This is a genomic window from Lacibacter sp. (genome assembly GCF_057361365.1).
In genome coordinates this window covers 243918-261315 of record NZ_JBMQSG010000005.1, presented here as the reverse complement: position 1 = coordinate 261315, position 17398 = coordinate 243918, and the positions used below count along the sequence as shown (strand labels likewise).

Below are 17398 nucleotides of genomic sequence, written 5' to 3'. Positions count from 1 at the left end.
TCAGTTCATCGTTTCCAGAATTTCCTTTGATTACTAATCACTTAAAAATACAGAAAAGATTTTTTTGTTGGATTCAGTTAAATGCTGTTAACTTTATTATGTCATACATAATACAAAAATAAACAAATCTTGCTGTATGAGATCATTATTGCTGCTAGGGTTAATGCTGATAGGCTCTCTCCTTTCAATTGAGGCATCAGCTCAAACTGTAAAAATTTCAGGGTTAGTGTTATCAAAGGATGATAATGCCGCTGTACCCGATGTTTCGGTTACCGTAAAAGGAAAAGGAACCGGAACCAAAACAGGAGCCGATGGTCGTTTTAGTATTGATGCCGCTATTGGCGATGTGCTTGTCTTTTCTTCTGTAAGTTTTATTGCACAGGAAGTAAAAGTTGAAACTGCTGGTGACCTCACAATTGCTCTTTCACCATCTGCTTCAAAGATGGATGAAGTGGTGGTAGTGGGTTATAGCACACAAAAAAGATCAAAGATCACAGGATCTGTAAGCAAGCTTGACCCAAAGGTGCTGCAAACAGGTGTACGATCAAATCCTGCTTCTGCATTGGCCGGAACTATTCCGGGTTTGCGTGTGCAGCAAACATCCGGTCGTCCGGGTGCAGTGCCCAGCATTGTGTTGCGTGGTGGTACTAATTACAATGGCACAGGTTCGCCATTGATTTTGGTTGATGGACTCATCCGTGCTGGTTTCTTTGAAGTAAACCAGGAAGACATTGAATCAATGGAAGTATTAAAAGATGCTGCTGCAACTGCTATCTATGGTGCACGTGCGAACAATGGTGTAATTCTCATCACTACCAAAAAAGGTAAAGCAGGTACATCAAAAATTACAGTAGGTTCAAAAGTGGGTGTTAACCGTTTGAATTTGCCGTTTGAATTTTTGAATGCGAGAGATTATCTCTACTATTCAAGAAATGCAGTGAAGACGTCAGGTGTTTATGATGCTTCACGTTTATCTCAATTAACTGCTGCTGGCCCGTTTGGTACTGGTAACAGTTATCTTGACGGAAGCGGTAATGTTATTGATGGAAACGTAAACTCACTTGGTGTTTGGAGTACAATGAAGCTCAATAATACCAATCGCCATAAACTCAACGATGGTTGGGAAACAATGATCGATCCTGTTAACGGAACCGATACACTCATCTTCCGCAACTTTAATTATAAAGATTACGCTTTGCGTGATTATAGTTTAACGCAGGATCATAACGTATCGATGAGTGGCGGTAATGACAAAGGAAAATATTACGCAGGCTTTGGTATGTACGATGAAAAAGGTTTGCCGATTAATACATTCTATCGTCGTTTCACATTTGTGTTGAACAGCGAATACAAAATTCGTCCGTGGTTGACTTCGTTTTCAGGTTTAAACTTTGCAAATGCAAAATGGCGTGATCCTGTTACCAATTCAGAAGGTAACTATCTTTCACGTTCATTGGGTGCGCCTCCAACTATGCGTGGCTGGAACGAGAAAGGTGAATTGCTTGTTGGTCGTGATGTAGGCGATGGTAATCCATTGGTGAATGATGCGAAATTCATTCGTAATAACAACAGTGATAAGTTTACACTTTCACAAGGATTCAGGATTGATCTCTTGAAAAATCTTTGGCTGAAAACAAGTGCCAACCTATTTTATGATGAAGGTTTCAACGAAAGTTTTAACAGGGATTACCTGCAAAGCCCTGGTAATATTAATCGTACACGTTCTTCATCTGCATCGTTTGGCCGTAGCATCAGTCAAACTTATAATGCAGTATTAAATTACAACGGTAGCTTTGGTGACCATGACCTCGATGTTGTTGCCGGTTCTGAATACTACGATATTTATTCGTATGGTGTTTCTGCATCAGGTTCACAAGCTCCTTCAGATGATTTTCTAGATCTGCAATACGTTCGTCGTGATGCAACAGTGCAACCTTCAACAGATTCTTATCATTCAAGAGAACGAATTCTCGGGTTCTTTGGAACAAGTACTTATCAATACAAATCAAAATATCTTTTAACTGCAACAGTACGTGCTGATGCTTACTCAAAGCTGCTTGATAATCGTTGGGGCACTTTCCCCGGCGTGTCAGTTGGTTGGAATTTGCACAAAGAAAATTTCTTTGATGTAAAATGGATCAATGCATTAAAGCTACGTGCAAGCTATGGACAGAATGGTAACGTGAGTGGCATCAGTGCTTATGGTTTACAGGGTGGTTACAGTGTGAACCGTTACAACACGTCAACCGGTTATCTTTTCTCAACACCTCCATTCCCTGATCTTTTGTGGGAACGTTCATCAACTTTTGAAACGGGTGTTGAAGGAAATATTCTTGGCAAGCTCGATTTCACTGTTGCTTATTACAAGCGTATCACATCAAATAAAATTTCGAGCTTCAATTTGCCTGCAACATCCGGTATTACCAGTTTAACAACTAATAACGGTAGCATGCAAAACCAGGGTGTGGAAGTGGATGCAAATTATTCCATCATTCGTAAAAAAGATTGGCAGGTTGATGTGGCTGCAAACTTTGCTTACAATGCAAACAAAGTATTGAAACTTCCAAACAACGGTTTAGAAAATAACAGGCAGGGTGGTTTCCAGATATGGGATCCTTCACAAAAAAGAATGGTGTGGGTTGGTGGCACACAGGAAGGACAAGATCCGAACGTTGCATATGCTTATGTGGCTGATGGATTGTATCGCTCACAAGCCGACCTTGACGCACATGCAAACCGTGTTGATCTGAATGGTGCAAAAGTTCTGTTAGGTACAGGAAAGTATGCAGCGCTTACAACAGCACAACGTGCCAATTATTTTCCTGTAGCGTTGGGTGATGTTAGATGGAAAGACATCGACAACAACGATACAATTGATTTTCGTGATCGTGTTTATATGGGTCGCACCGTTCCTCGTTTTACCGGCGGCTTCTCAGCTTCTGCACGTTGGAAAGGATTATCAGTAAGTGCACGTTTCGATTATGCGTTGGGCTTTGTTGCATATGATGGTCCACGTGCATGGTTCATGGGTAACGCACAAGGTACATTCAACACCATTAAAGATGTATATGATACATGGACACCAACAAATGTGAATGCTAAATACCCAACTTACTATTGGGCCGATCAGTTGTTTAAAAATAATGTGCTGCGTGAATCAAGCATGTTCTATAAGAAAGGCGACTACCTCGCATTGCGTGAGATCAACATCAACTATGCATTGCCACAACGTTGGGCAGGGGCTATCAAAAGCCAGGGGGTCAATCTATCGCTTACAATGCAGAATGTGGCATACTTAAGCAAAGCAACATTGTATTCTCCTGAATCGGGAAGCATTGCTAACTCAGCAGCAGGTGCTGGTGGTTATCCGCTACCACGCATTATCATATTTGGTGCACAGGTAACTTTTTAATTCATTTCAATAGTTATAAAGATGAAAAAGATTTTAAATGGTTTGTTCTTGCTTGCAACTATCGTTTCGATGAATGCCTGCAAAAAATTAGATCTGGCGCCGGAAGATTATTACGCCAGTGGAAACTTCTGGAAAACAGCTGCACAGGTTGATGGTGCAATGGTTGGTTTGCATAACCAGTTAAGAAGTTTTCAGTTTACGTTTTTCAATTTAGCTGAATTGCGTGGAGGTGTATTTAAAGATGCAACAGGTGCAACTGGTACATCATCACTCAACTCTGCAGCAATTATTCGCCAGGATCTGCGTGAATCTGCACCAGGTATTTCAAGTTGGGCTGGTTTGTATGGTCCTATCTTCCAGGTAAACCTGTTTATCTACAATGTAGAGAAAGCAGAATTTTTACCTGAAGCTGATAAAAAATATTATCTCGGGCAAGCATATGGTCTTCGTGCATATTATTATTTTCATTTGTATCGTACCTATGGTCGTGTGCCGGTGGCAACAGAACCAAAAGTGTTGACCAATACTCCAACTTCTGCAGAGCAGGCATATCTTGCCCGAACAAAAACAGAAAAAGAAACATTGGATTTTATTAAAGCAGATGTAGAGAAATCTGTAACGAACTTTAATGCAAACTATACAACAAAGTTTAGTAAAGCAATGTGGAGTTTGCTGGCAACACAAATGTTGAAAGCAGAAGTGTATTTGTGGAGTGCAAAAGTAAAGATCGATGGTGCTGCTCCAACAACTACAACAGCTGATCTTGCAACTGCACGTTCAGCTGTGGAAGATGTAATTGCACGTACGTCTAAGATCAACAGTTTTGCAGATGTGTTTAAATATTCAAACAAGGGCAACAACGAAGTGATCTTCGCATTACGTTTCCAGGTAGGTGAAGCAACAAACAACTACGGACAGTTCATTTATGCGCAAACAGATCCGATGAGCAGCTTTGTTACTGTAGGTGGTGCGCCTTTAACTTCTGACCAGGCTGGTGCATCAGCTGCCGATCCATTGAAAGTTGCAGGTGGTGGTACGATCATCCGTTACGAATACAAATATGATCTGTTTGCGAAATATGATACCGCAACCGATCTGCGTGCAAGAGCAACCTTCTTTGATTTCTATCGTACACCAACATCAACTGCAACCAACAAATTTGTAAACCTGCGTAAATTCTTAGGAACAATGGATGGCACCAACAGGAGTTTTGCAGATGATGTGCCGGTATATCGTTGGGCAGAAGCATTGTTGATCCTTGCAGAAATTAAGAACAAGCAAGGACAAGATCCTTCAACTGAGATCAATGCAGTTCGTCAGCGTGCTTACGGAACTAATCCGTACCCTGTGTATGCAAATGCAAGTTTCGAAGCAAATGAAATTGCCATCTTTGAAGAAAGAGGAAAAGAATTTGTGGCTGAAGGAAAACGTTGGTACGATCTGCGCCGAATGCAGGATGCAACAGGTGATCCGCTTGCATTCAGAACGGATCTGCCATTGGTGGGTGTGCTTACAAAAGCAACACAGGAGTATAAATTGTTATGGCCCATCGATAGAACAACACTCAACCAGGATCCAACACTTGAACAAAATCCAGGTTACCCAGGCACGTAATTCAACAATCGTTTAGTTAGTAATAATCAGCAGTTAGTTTATCCGGGAGTATTCCTGCTCCCGGTTTTAAAATCTTTTGTAAATTTTATAACTCAACCGGGTATATGAATAGAAAATATTTAGAAGGATTGATTGCCGCACCATTTACTCCCATGCAGAAAAATGGTTCGATTAATGTTTCAATCATTCCCGCATATTATCAAATGTTGAAAGCAAACGGCGTGAAAGGTGCGTTCATATGCGGATCAACAGGCGAAGGTGTTTCTTTATCATTAATTGAAAAGAAAGCCGTGGCAGAAGCATGGGCTGCCGTAACAAAAGACGATGCGGATTTTATTGTAATGCCTTTGCTGGGCGGTACTTGCTTAACCGATTGTAAAGAACTGGCATTGCATGCACAAGAAATTGGTTTGGATGCAATTTCGTTTACAGCACCTTTTTATTTTAAACCGGCATCGGTTGAAATACTTGCAAACTGTTGTAAAGAGATCGCAGCCGTTGTTCCTGATATGCCGTTTTATTATTATCATATTCCGGTGTTGACAGGTGTGGGTTTCCCAATGCTTGAATTACTAAAAGCTGTGGATGAACTGATCCCCAACTTCGCAGGCATTAAGTACACGCATGAAGATTTTATGGATTTTCTTTCCTGTATGAATTTTAAAGATGGCAAGTATGATATGCTGTGGGGCAGAGATGAGAATATGTTGCCTGCATTGGCATTGGGTACAAAAGCATCGGTAGGAAGCACTTTTAATTATGCAGCACCTTTGTATTACGATCTGATCGATGCATTTAATAGTGGCGATTTGAAAACGGCAAATGCACTACAGCAAAAGTCGATTGATATGATTACATTGTTAGGAAAGTATGGTGGCATTGCAACAGGTAAAGCCTATATGAAATTGCTGGGTATCGATTGCGGCGAGTTTCGTTTACCTGTAAAAAATATGACTGCAACAGAATTTGAATTATTTAAGAAAGACGTTGAGCAAATAGGATTCAATAATTTTTCATCACGCTTACAAACAGCAGTGAATGTATAGATCATAATGGGTCGCTTACACATACCGGTTTTTTTCTCTCTCATGTTTTTTACTGCAACGATATATGCACAGAAAAAACAGGAGCTGAAACTGCAATGGACGATTGCAGCTGAGCTGCCTGTTGACAAAAACGAACAAAGTTCATTAGGCTTTGCCGGAATGGTTGCAGGTGTGTATAAGAATAAATTGATTGTTGCAGGTGGTGCAAACTTCCCTGACACAATGCCATGGAATGGCGGGAAGAAAATGTATTACGATGATGTGTATGTGTATGCAAAGAAGGGAAGTGGTTTTGTATTGCAGCAGAAAACTAAATTATCTTTTTTAATTGCTTATGCTGCAAGCTGCACCACAGAAAAAGGAATTGTAGTTGCAGGTGGTGAAAATGAAAATGGTTTAAGTAGGAAAGCATACCTGCTTAGGATTAGAAACAATGATGTCATTGTGAATTCATTGCCTGATCTTCCCATTGCTTTAACCAACGCTGCTGTTACTTCATTTCAAAATAAAATTTACCTGGCGGGTGGTGAAACTGCAACTGAGGCAAGCAATGCATTCATGGTTTTGGATATAGCTGATCTTTCAGCAGGATGGCAAAAATTGCCTCAGCTTCCAAAACCGCTTTCGCATACTGTATTACTTACACACAATAATAAAATTTACCTCGCAGGTGGCCGTAAGAAGAACAGCAACGGCATCAGCGATCTTTACAGCTCCGTTTTTGAATTCAATATCCTCACTAATCAATGGACAGAAAAACAACCGTTACCTTATGCATTAAGTGCAGGTACGGGTGCGGTCTATCAAAATAAATTATTGTTGTTTGGTGGTGATAAGGGAGCAACCTTCCATCGCACAGAAGAATTGATTGCTGCCATCATCAGCAGCAGCAATGAAAACGAGAAACAACGTTTAACGGAAGAAAAAGCAAAACTACAGGCAAGTCATCCCGGCTTTAGTAGCGAAGTGTTGGCATATGATATTGCAAACAATACATGGCAAAGCATCAGCAACATTCCTTATGCAACACCTGTAACAACCACAGCCGTGCAATGGAATGATTGTTTTATTATACCAAGTGGTGAAATAAAAGCAGGTGTACGTTCACCATATATCTTACGTGTAAAACCAACATCTAAATAATGAAGAACTCGAAATCATATCCATGGATCGTTGTTGGTTTGCTTTGGGTAGTAGCCTTGCTCAATTATATGGACAGGCAAATGCTCAGTACCATGAAGCCATCGATGATGCTGGATATTGAAGAGTTGCAAACGGCCACCAACTTCGGCAGACTCATGGCTATCTTTTTATGGATCTACGGTTTTATGAGTCCTGTTGCAGGTATGATCGCTGATCGCATCAATCGTAAATGGCTCATAGTTGTAAGCTTGTTTGTGTGGAGTGCTGTTACATTGGCAATGGGTTATGCAGAAAATTTCAATCAACTCTATTGGCTTCGTGCAGTCATGGGCGTTAGTGAAGCCTTGTATATTCCCGCCGGCCTCTCACTAATAGCCGATTACCATAGCGATAAAACAAGATCTCTTGCCATCGGTATTCACATGACCGGTTTGTATATGGGCCAGGCATTGGGCGGCTTTGGTGCAACCATTGCATCAGCATTCTCCTGGAAAACTGCTTTTCATACCTTTGGATTGATCGGTATTTGTTATGCAGCTGTGCTAATGCTCTTCCTGCATGAAAAGAAAGTGCGTAACAAAACAGAGAATGCAATTGAAAAACCTTCCATTACAAAAGGACTTGCATTACTCTTCAGCAATATTTCTTTCTGGATCATCTTATTATATTTCGCAGTGCCAAGTTTACCCGGCTGGGGCGTAAAGAACTGGCTACCTACTTTGTTTGCAGAAAGTTTGCAAATCGATATGTCAAAAGCAGGCCCGCTTTCAACCATCACCATTGCAGCTTCCTCTTTTATCGGTGTCATCATCGGAGGAATTTTGTCTGATCGTTGGGTTCAAAAAAATATTCGTGGCCGTATATACACCAGTGCTGTCGGATTAGGGTTAACCATTCCTGCATTGTTGTTCATAGGCTTTGGTCATTCATTGTTCAGTGTTATTGGTGCAGCATTTTGTTTTGGATTTGGTTTTGGGATGTTCGATGCGAACAATATGCCCATACTTTGTCAATTCGTATCATCGAAGTACAGGGCAACAGCATATGGTTTGATGAATATGGTGGGCGTATTTGCAGGCGCATTCATTACTGATTGGTTGGGTAAATCAACCGATGCAGGAAACCTGGGAAAAGATTTTGCAATGCTCAGCGGTATTGTTGCATTCGCTTTAATTATACAGTTGTTGTTTTTAAAACCAAAAGCAACAGCTGTAACAGAAGAATAACTAATCATCAGTTTTAAAATAAAAAAATGAAACGATTTTGTTTGAGTGTTTTTTGTTTGTTGATTACAGCTACGGTTGTATTGGCGCAAACTGCACCGGTTACCGTATTTGAATCAGGAAAAGAAGGACATAAGAGTTACCGTATTCCTGCTATTGTTTCGTTGAAAGATGGGACCTTGCTTGCATTTGCAGAAGGCCGTGTAAACAGTGCAGGCGATTTTGGTGACATCAATATTGTACTGAAACGCAGCACAGATCATGGGAAAACATGGACAGCTATCCAAACTGTTGTGAACTATGATAATCTGCAGGCAGGCAATCCTGCGCCTGTTGTTGATGAAACAGATCCCTTGTATCCGAAGGGAAGAGTGTTCTTGTTTTACAACACCGGTAACAATCACGAAGGTGAAGTACGCAAAGGAAAAGGTTTGCGTGAAGTGTGGTTCAAAACATCAACTGACGGGGGTGTAACATGGAGTGAAGCAGTTAACATTACCACACAAGTACATCGTCCGAAACAACCGGCTACAAATGCTGCTTATAATTTTAATGAAGACTGGAGAAGTTATGCCAATACTCCTGGTCATGCAATGCAGTTCAGTACTGGTTTGTACAAAGGACGGATTTTTGTTGCAGCAAATCATTCTGCAGGTGAACCCTTGAAGCAGGCAGAAGATTACAAAGCACATGGTTTTTATACCGATGATCATGGAAAAACATTTCATTTAAGTGAAACAGTTGATCGTGTTGGCGGTAATGAAGCAATGGCAACGCAGATTTCCGGTAGCCGTTTAATGATGAATATTCGTAACCAGAAAGGCGATGTGCGTGCAAGATTAATTGCTATCAGTAAAGATGGTGGCGCAAAGTGGGATAGTGTTTATTTTGATAACAACTTACCCGATCCTGTTTGCCAGGGAAGTATTTTAACTGTTGGTAAAAAGAAAGGGAAACATATTGTTGCATTCTGCAATGCAGCCGATACAAGGAGCAGGGATAATCTTACACTACGCATCAGCTACAACGATGGCATTACCTGGAAGAAAAGTATTGTGATTGATTCAACAGGTAAACGGGATAATACGGCTTACTCTGATATCGTCAGTATTTCGAAAAGGAAGATCGGTATCCTCTACGAAAAAGATAATTACGCAAAGATCATTTTCACAATTGTAAAGTGGAATTGATTGGTCGAAAGAAATAAGAACGCAACATGGTTTACACAACAAACGATTTAGCTGCTCTTCGTGATTTTTATCAAAAGCAGTTACTCAACGATACTGTTCCATTCTGGTTTCCCCGTTCATTCGATCAGGAGCATGGAGGTTTTTTATTGATGCGTGACGCAGATGGTTCACTCATTGATCATGATAAAGCAGTGTGGATACAAGGCAGGGCTACATGGCTGTTATCAACTTTGTATAATACGGTTGAGAGAAAGCAGGAGTGGCTCGATGGTGCTAAACTCGGGTATGAATTTCTCAACAAACATTGCTTTGATGTTGATGGGCAAATGTTCTTTCATGTAACACGTGATGGTCAACCCATCCGCAAACGTCGTTATTTCTTTTCAGAAACATTTTATGTGATTGCCGCAGCTGCTTATGCCAAAGCAAGCGGCAGTGAGGAAGCGGCAAACAATGCAAGAAGAGTATTTGGTGAATGCATTGCTTATGCAAGTGGCGAAAAGAAACTGGAGCCAAAGTTCATCGGTACAAGACCAGCAAAAGGAATTGGTGTGCCGATGATCATGATGAATACGGCACAACAGTTAAGAGAGTTGATCGGTGATGAGCGTTGCGATGAATGGATCAGCAAATGGATCACAGATATTGAAACTTACTTCGTAAAGGACGATATTAAATGTGTGATGGAACAGGTGGCTCCTGATGGCAGCATCATTGATCATATTGATGGACGAACACTCAATCCCGGTCATGCCATTGAAGGTGCATGGTTTATTTTACATGAAGCCAAACATCGCAATAACGATCAGCATCTCATTGCACTTGGTTGTAAGATGCTTGATTATATGTGGGAGCGTGGTTGGGATAAAGAACATGGCGGCATTTTATATTTCCGGGATGTGTACAACAAACCTGTGCAGGAATATTGGCAGGATATGAAATTCTGGTGGCCGCACAACGAAGTAATCATTGCCACATTGCTCGCTTACTTAATGACGGGCAATGAACAATATGCCCAATGGCATAAGCTTGTGCATGATTATGCGTACAGTCATTTTCACGACAAAGAGCACGGGGAATGGTTTGGTTACCTGCATCGTGATGGAAGCATTGCACAAACAGCTAAAGGAAATTTATTCAAAGGTCCGTTTCACCTGCCACGGCAGGAATGGTATTGCATGCAATTATTGAACGAACACCTGCAAATAAGCAAAGATCTTGCGCATACGGTTGAGCATTCAGCAAACAGAAATAATGCATAGTTTCATTCTGCAATTTTTAATTGTTCTCATCAATGAAAAGATTGTCATTCAGTTTACTTTTTTTATTTCCCATTGTTGCCACCGCTCAGTTTTCGGTGGCAACAGTTTTTTCAAGCAATATGGTGTTGCAAAGAGATGAGCCCATTGCTGTGTGGGGCAAAGCTGCACCCGGAGCTAAAGTTGAGGTAAGCATTTCTGCAAATAAGAAAATAATTGTTGCAGCTGCTGATTCTTTCTGGATCGTTTATTTACCGAAGCAGCCTGCAAGTTTTCAAGCACAGTCATTACACATCAGCAGTGGTGATACTGCAGTGCATTTCAATAATATTTTAATGGGAGATGTATGGCTTTGTATTGGGCAGAGTAATATGGAATGGCCAATGCAAAGGGAGCAACATTACCAAAAGGAAAAAAACATGCAACTCGCACAGCTTCGTTTTTACAATCCATGTTATGCAGGAAAAAATATTTTCGGCACTGCATTTACTGATTCTGTTGTCCGGCGGTTGAATGTGCAGCATTTTTACAATGGCAATTGGCAGCCATGCAATAGTGAATCAATCAAAACAATGAGTGCGGTGGCTTATTATTTTGGTAAGCGTATTGTAACGGAAGCAAATGTTCCGGTTGGTTTGATCAATTTATCAATCGGCGGAGCGCCGCTTGAAACATTTATCGATGCTGCTGCATTATTGCAAAACAGAAAGTTTGCAGCAAAAGTAAAAGGCGATTGGTTGTTAAATGAAACCTTACCAGTTTGGGTTAAGGAAAGAGGACAACAAAATGTTGGTTCGAAAAATAATGTACCAACTGATGCAAGCGGTAAAGCTCATGCATATAAACCGGGCTTTGCTTATAAAGCAGGAGTAGAACCTTTGCTTCGCTTAGCGATCAAAGGTGTTCTCAATTATCAGGGCGAAAGCAATGCGCAGGAAATAGAAAGGGTTGAAGAGTATCCTGCGTTGAGTGCATTATTGATAGATGATTACCGTAAAAAATGGAAGCGTAATCTGCCGTATTATTTCGTGCAGTTGTCATCAATTGATACTGTTCATTACAAAGGGCATCTGTGGCCGCAGTTCCGGAATGAACAACGGAAGATGCTATCGCTTATAGCCAACAGTGGGATGGCTGTTTGCAGTGATGTGGGTGCGGCAAATGATGTGCATCCCCCCAATAAAAAAACAGTTGGGGAGCGTTTGGCAAGATGGGCTTTGCATCAAACCTATGGCAAAAAAGAAATCGTTCCTTCAGGTCCGTTGCCAGTGAAAGCAATTTATAAAAACGGGCAGGTGATTATTTCTTTTCAGTATGCAGAAGGTTTGCAAGCAAAAGACAATGAAAGCGTGAAAGGTTTCTCCATTAATGGAAAAGAATTATCTGAAGTACTCATTCATAATAAACAGGTGTTAGTGAAATTGAAACAAAAGCCTGCCTATATTTATTATGGCTGGCAACCATTCAGCAAAGGAAATTTGCAGAATGCTGAACAACTGCCTGCTTCCACCTTTAAACTAAAAGTTGAATGAATAAGTTTTTGATTGCTTCAGGTGTTTTTATTTTTTCAGTACTTGTAAGTGCAGCACAACGTAACGATGTAACTATCCGCTTTAATGCCCCCGCTACACATTTTACTGAAAGTCTGCCTTTAGGTAATGGCCGGCTTGGTGCAATGATGTTTGGCGGTACAAAGAAAGAACGGGTTGCGTTGAACGAAATTTCGTTGTGGAGTGGTGGTCCGCAGGATGCGGATAATGAAAATGCGTACCAGTTTTTAAAGCCGATCCAGGATTATTTACTGGCGGGTGATAACAAAGCAGCACAGGATCTGTTGCAAAAAAAATTTATTTCAAAAGGAAAAGGCTCGGGACACGGTCGTGGTGCTAATGAAAAATATGGTGCTTATCAAACCATGGGCGATCTGTTCATTAGCTGGAAAGACAGTAATGCTGCTGTAACAAATTACAAACGTGTGCTTGATATTGAAAAAGCAGTGGCTACCACAACCTTTACTCGTAATGCTGCAACGTTTACTGAAGAGATCTTTACTGATTTTGTTAATGATATTACCTGGGTGCGTTTATCATCAACCAAAAGGAATAGCATCAATGTTGTTTTGTCGCTCTACCGGAAAGAAAATGTAGAATACAAAACAAAGAAGAACACTTTGGCGATGATGGGACAATTGCCATCTGGTGCAGATAAAGGAATGCAGTTTGTAACTGTTGCTCAGCCAACTGTAAAAGATGGAACAATCAAACAGGAAGGCAATCAATTAGGAATTGAAAATGCATCAGAGTGCTGGATCAAAATTTCATCGGCAACCAATTACGATTATGCAACAGGTACTCTTTCTAATGAAGATATTTTCGAAAAAGTATTTACTTACATTGAAAAGACAAAACAACTTACTTACACTGCAGCGCAACAAAAAAGTACAGCAGCTTATCAGCAACTCTTTAACCGTTGCCGTTGGACGACGCCCGATAGTAAACCTGCAACTTCGTTAACTACCAATCAACGTTTGATCAATTACAACAAGGGTGAAGAAGATCTGCAACTGCCTGTTTTGTATTTCAACTTCGGAAGATATTTGTTGATCGGTTCTTCTCGTCCGGGTTTGTTGCCTGCAAATCTGCAAGGACTTTGGGCTGTGGAATATCAAACACCATGGAACGGCGATTATCATCTCAACATCAACATACAAATGAATTACTGGCCGGCAGAGTTAACCAATCTTGGTTCACTTGCTGAGCCGATGCATCGTTTTACTTCTTCGCTTGTTGCGAACGGAACAAAAACTGCAAAGGCCTATTACAATGCAAACGGTTGGGTGGCGCATGTAATCAGTAATCCGTGGTTTTTTACATCACCGGGCGAAGGTGCAAGTTGGGGTTCTACACTTACAGGCGGTGCATGGTTGTGCGAACATATTTGGGAGCATTACCGATTTACAAAAGATACTGCCTTCTTAAAAAAATATTACCCGGTATTAAAAGGTGCTGCACAGTTTTTACAATCTATTTTAATTAAAGAACCAACTCATGGCTGGTTGGTAACAGCACCATCAAACTCTCCCGAACATGCGTATAAAATGCCCAATGGTTTTGTAGGCAATACTTGCATGGGGCCAACAATGGATATGCAGATAAGCAGAGAATTGTTCAATGCGTGTATCAACGCTTCAACTATTTTAAATACCGATCAGAAATGGCGGAATGAATTAGAAAATACAGTAGAGCAATTAGCGCCCAATCAAATTGGTGCAAAAGGTGATTTGAATGAGTGGGTGAATGATTGGGAAGATGCAGAGCCGCATCATCGTCATGTGTCGCACTTATATGGTTTACATCCTTACGATGAAATTTCAATCAGGAAAACTCCGGCACTGGCAGAAGCTGTAAAGCAAACATTGTTGCAACGTGGCGATGCTGGCACAGGGTGGAGCATGGCATGGAAAGTAAATTTCTGGGCTCGCCTGCACGATGGTGAACATGCATTGCAACTCTTCAAACAATTGGTAAAACCTGTTGCCGGAGATGATGGTATTAAGATGAGTGGTGGCGGAACATATTCGAATTTGTTTTGTGCACATCCGCCATTCCAGATCGATGGCAATTTTGGCGCAACAGCCGGGTTAGCAGAAATGTTGCTGCAAAGTAATGAAGAAGAAATAGAATTACTGCCTGCTTTGCCAGCTGCATGGCTCACAGGAACAATAAAAGGTTTGTGCGCAAGAAATGGTTTTGACGTAAGTATGGATTGGGAAAATGGAAAGTTGGTTTCTTGTTCATTGATATCAAAAGCGGGAAATGATGTTACGGTATTGTATAAAGGGAAAAGTATTCGCCTGAAAACGACGAAAGGAAAGACCTACAGGTTTATGTTGAACGATTTTAAATAGAGAATTGTAATGAAGAGATTGTTGTTTGCTGTTGCTTTGTTATTATATATTCAGTCGAATGCGCAGGTGAAGTTGCCGACACTGCATGATAGTTTGTTCTCCACTTATTATCATCAACGGGTGACGTTCTTTAAATCAATGCCGCAAACAAAAGATGAAATTATTTTCCTTGGTAATAGTATTACTGATGGATCAGAGTGGGCACAACTGTTCAACGATGTGCGGATGAAGAACCACGGTATCAGCGGCGATGTAACGGCGGGTATATTGCATCGCTTACCTGTTGTTACGAATAGAAAACCTGCAAAGATCTTTTTGCTCATTGGCACAAACGATCTTGCAAGGAATATCAGCAGCGATAGTTTGCTGAAGAATATGTTGCTCATCGCTGATTACATAAAACAACAATCGCCTAAAACAAAATTGTATGTGCAGAGTATTCTACCGGTGAACGAAGTATATGGCAAATTTGCAGGACATACAAAGAATACTGAACTCATTAAGAAAGTAAATGGGCAGTTGAAGATAAATGCTGCGGCTCATCATTATGAATATGTTGATCTGCACAGTGCGTTCAGTAACGAAAACGGAAAACTGAAACCTGAATTAAGCAACGATGGTTTGCATCTGATGGGCAATGCATACCTGTTATGGAAGCACATCATCTATCCGTATGTGTACGATATGCAGCCAAAACCTGCATTGATTCCGCAGCCTCAGCAATTACAATGGAAGCAGGGAGCGTTTACTTTGTACAACTGTAAAACAATTGTAGTGAAGGATAAAAGGCTGCTGAACGAAGCAATGCAACTGCAGCAATATCTTCAATCGATCGGTTGGGAAATGAAGTTGGCAGAAAAAGTAACTACAGACGAATCGTTTATTGAAATAGGATTAGGAAAAGTGAAGTCAGCACAACATGAAAACGAAGCTTATCAACTGGATGTAAATGAAACAAGCATTAAGCTTATCGCCAATACTGTACATGGTATTTTCAATGGCATTCAAACATTGAAGCAATTGTTGCGCAGCGGAACGATGATCGATGCAGTGAGTATTACTGACTGGCCTGCCTTCAGCTGGCGTGGTTATATGATCGATGTGGGAAGGAATTATATGTCGATTGCTTTACTGAAACAGCAGATTGATGTAATGGCTGCCAACAAATTCAACATTTTTCATTTTCATGCAACAGAAGATATTGCCTGGCGCATTGCCAGCAAACGATATCCGCAACTTACTGCGCCTGAACACCTGCTGCGGAACAAGGGCATGTACTACAGCGAAGCAGAGATCAAAGACTTGATCAACTATTGCAAAGAACGCCATATCACATTTGTTCCCGAGATCGATATGCCCGGCCATAGTGCAGCCTTTAAACGTGCGATGAAAACCGATATGCAGAGTGACAGTGGGTTAATCATTGTAAAAAATATTCTCAAAGATTTTATTACCACTTATGATGTGCCCTACATTCATATTGGTGCAGATGAGGTAAAGATCACTAACAAAAACTTTGTTCCCGAAGTAACAGCCTACATCGAAAGTTTTGGCAGGAAAGTGATCGGCTGGCAACCCGGTGGTAATTTCAGCAACAGTACCATTCGTCAACTGTGGATGGATGACAACGCACATCTTTCTTCCAATAATCAAATTCAGTTTATTGATTCGAGGCATCTGTACCTGAATCATATGGATCCGCTGGAAGCTGTTACAACCATCTTCAACCGGAAAATAGCAGACAAAGAAAAAGGCGATGCCACAACACTCGGCGGCACCATTTGTATGTGGCACGACAGGGCAGTAAGTAAAGAAGAAGATGTACTCAACATGAATCCTGTTTATCCTTCGATGCTTGCATTTGCTGAACGTAGCTGGCAGGGTGGAGGTGTTGATGGTTGGGTAGCAAACATCGGCGAACCAAATACTGCAAGCGCAAATGCATTTGCTGCATTTGAAAATCGTTTGCTCGATCATCAGCAACAATATTTTTACAATCTTTCATTTCCTTACACAAAACAGTCGCATCTTGTTTGGAAATTGTTCGGGCCATTTGATAACAAGGGTGATTTGTCCAAACAGTTTGCAGCGGAGCAAAAAGGTTTTGATGCGAATACAACAAAACCAACATTTGAACAAGTCGGGGCAACAGTAGTACTTCGTCATTGGTGGGCATCATTGATCAAAGGTGCAATACCCAACGCAGAAGACAGCAGTACCTGGTATGCCACAACAAAAATCTGGAGCGATGAAGATGGTGAACAACCATTCTGGATCGGCTTTAATAATTTATCACGCTCTCCTGCAACGGATGCGCCGCCAGCAAATGCTTGGGATAATAAACAAAGTTCAGTGTGGGTAAACGGCCAATTAATTCCTCCACCGAAATGGAAACATGCGGGACAAAAAGGAAACAGCGAATTGCCATTGGCAGATGAAGGTTATGAATATCGTACACCGACAATAATTTTTTTAAAAAAAGGTTGGAACACCGTATTGATCAAAGCACCAGCTGGGAGCTTTAAAGGGAAAGACTGGCAGAATCCTGTGAAATGGATGTTTACGTTTGCACCTCTTCAATTTTAAGCAGGAAATCAACAAATG

General features: G+C 41.0%; 10 protein-coding genes. All 10 read left to right on the top strand.

Features of this window, described 5'->3' with window-relative positions:
- The first annotated feature begins 136 nt into the window (after positions 1–136).
- The 10 genes from ACO1QW_RS03075 (at position 137) to ACO1QW_RS03030 (ending at position 17380) form a co-directional block, all read left to right on the top strand.
- The gene (locus tag ACO1QW_RS03075; RefSeq protein ID WP_486255576.1) at positions 137–3412 is read left to right on the top strand and encodes a SusC/RagA family TonB-linked outer membrane protein; all 3276 of its coding nucleotides are present in this window, start codon (positions 137–139) and stop codon (positions 3410–3412) included.
- Positions 3413–3433: 21 nt separating this feature from the next.
- A complete protein-coding gene (locus tag ACO1QW_RS03070) occupies positions 3434–5026 on the top strand; it encodes a RagB/SusD family nutrient uptake outer membrane protein (protein WP_486255573.1) in 1593 nt (530 codons plus the stop codon).
- 104 nt (positions 5027–5130) lie between these two features.
- Positions 5131–6072 carry a dihydrodipicolinate synthase family protein gene (locus tag ACO1QW_RS03065; protein ID WP_486255571.1) on the top strand — a complete coding sequence of 314 codons (942 nt, stop codon included), beginning with the start codon at positions 5131–5133 and terminating at the stop codon, positions 6070–6072.
- A gap of 6 nt (positions 6073–6078) precedes the next feature.
- Positions 6079–7215 carry a Kelch repeat-containing protein gene (locus tag ACO1QW_RS03060; RefSeq protein ID WP_486255569.1) on the top strand — a complete coding sequence of 379 codons (1137 nt, stop codon included), beginning with the start codon at positions 6079–6081 and terminating at the stop codon, positions 7213–7215.
- Positions 7215–8441: an MFS transporter gene (locus tag ACO1QW_RS03055; protein WP_486255566.1), complete on the top strand. Its 1227-nt coding sequence runs from the start codon at positions 7215–7217 to the stop codon at positions 8439–8441. The genes ACO1QW_RS03060 and ACO1QW_RS03055 overlap by 1 nt, the downstream gene beginning before the upstream one ends.
- Before the next feature lie 26 nt (positions 8442–8467).
- Positions 8468–9628 (top strand): sialidase family protein, encoded by a 1161-nt coding sequence (locus tag ACO1QW_RS03050; RefSeq protein WP_486255564.1) that lies wholly within the window; start codon positions 8468–8470, stop codon positions 9626–9628.
- Between the two features lie 26 nt (positions 9629–9654).
- Complete coding sequence (locus tag ACO1QW_RS03045) at positions 9655–10890, top strand: AGE family epimerase/isomerase (protein ID WP_486255563.1); 1236 nt, start codon at positions 9655–9657, stop codon at positions 10888–10890.
- Positions 10891–10922: 32 nt separating this feature from the next.
- The gene (locus tag ACO1QW_RS03040) at positions 10923–12419 is read left to right on the top strand and encodes a sialate O-acetylesterase (RefSeq protein ID WP_486255561.1); all 1497 of its coding nucleotides are present in this window, start codon (positions 10923–10925) and stop codon (positions 12417–12419) included.
- Complete coding sequence (locus ACO1QW_RS03035; protein ID WP_486255559.1) at positions 12416–14794, top strand: glycoside hydrolase family 95 protein; 2379 nt, start codon at positions 12416–12418, stop codon at positions 14792–14794. Before ACO1QW_RS03040 ends, ACO1QW_RS03035 begins: the two co-directional genes overlap by 4 nt.
- A 9-nt stretch (positions 14795–14803) precedes the next feature.
- Positions 14804–17380, top strand: a complete 2577-nt coding sequence (locus tag ACO1QW_RS03030) for a family 20 glycosylhydrolase (protein WP_486255557.1) — start codon at positions 14804–14806, stop codon at positions 17378–17380.
- The last annotated feature ends 18 nt before the right edge of the window (positions 17381–17398 follow it).

Excerpts from the sequence above, each read along its gene's own strand:
- ACO1QW_RS03075 (WP_486255576.1), top strand. The coding sequence starts at position 137 with ATGAGATCATTATTGCTGCTAGGGTTAATGCTGATAGGCTCTCTCCTT.
- ACO1QW_RS03070 (WP_486255573.1), top strand. The coding sequence starts at position 3,434 with ATGAAAAAGATTTTAAATGGTTTGTTCTTGCTTGCAACTATCGTTTCG.
- ACO1QW_RS03065 (WP_486255571.1), top strand. The coding sequence starts at position 5,131 with ATGAATAGAAAATATTTAGAAGGATTGATTGCCGCACCATTTACTCCC.
- ACO1QW_RS03060 (WP_486255569.1), top strand. The coding sequence starts at position 6,079 with ATGGGTCGCTTACACATACCGGTTTTTTTCTCTCTCATGTTTTTTACT.
- ACO1QW_RS03055 (WP_486255566.1), top strand. The coding sequence starts at position 7,215 with ATGAAGAACTCGAAATCATATCCATGGATCGTTGTTGGTTTGCTTTGG.
- ACO1QW_RS03050 (WP_486255564.1), top strand. The coding sequence starts at position 8,468 with ATGAAACGATTTTGTTTGAGTGTTTTTTGTTTGTTGATTACAGCTACG.
- ACO1QW_RS03045 (WP_486255563.1), top strand. The coding sequence starts at position 9,655 with ATGGTTTACACAACAAACGATTTAGCTGCTCTTCGTGATTTTTATCAA.
- ACO1QW_RS03040 (WP_486255561.1), top strand. The coding sequence starts at position 10,923 with ATGAAAAGATTGTCATTCAGTTTACTTTTTTTATTTCCCATTGTTGCC.
- ACO1QW_RS03035 (WP_486255559.1), top strand. The coding sequence starts at position 12,416 with ATGAATAAGTTTTTGATTGCTTCAGGTGTTTTTATTTTTTCAGTACTT.
- ACO1QW_RS03030 (WP_486255557.1), top strand. The coding sequence starts at position 14,804 with ATGAAGAGATTGTTGTTTGCTGTTGCTTTGTTATTATATATTCAGTCG.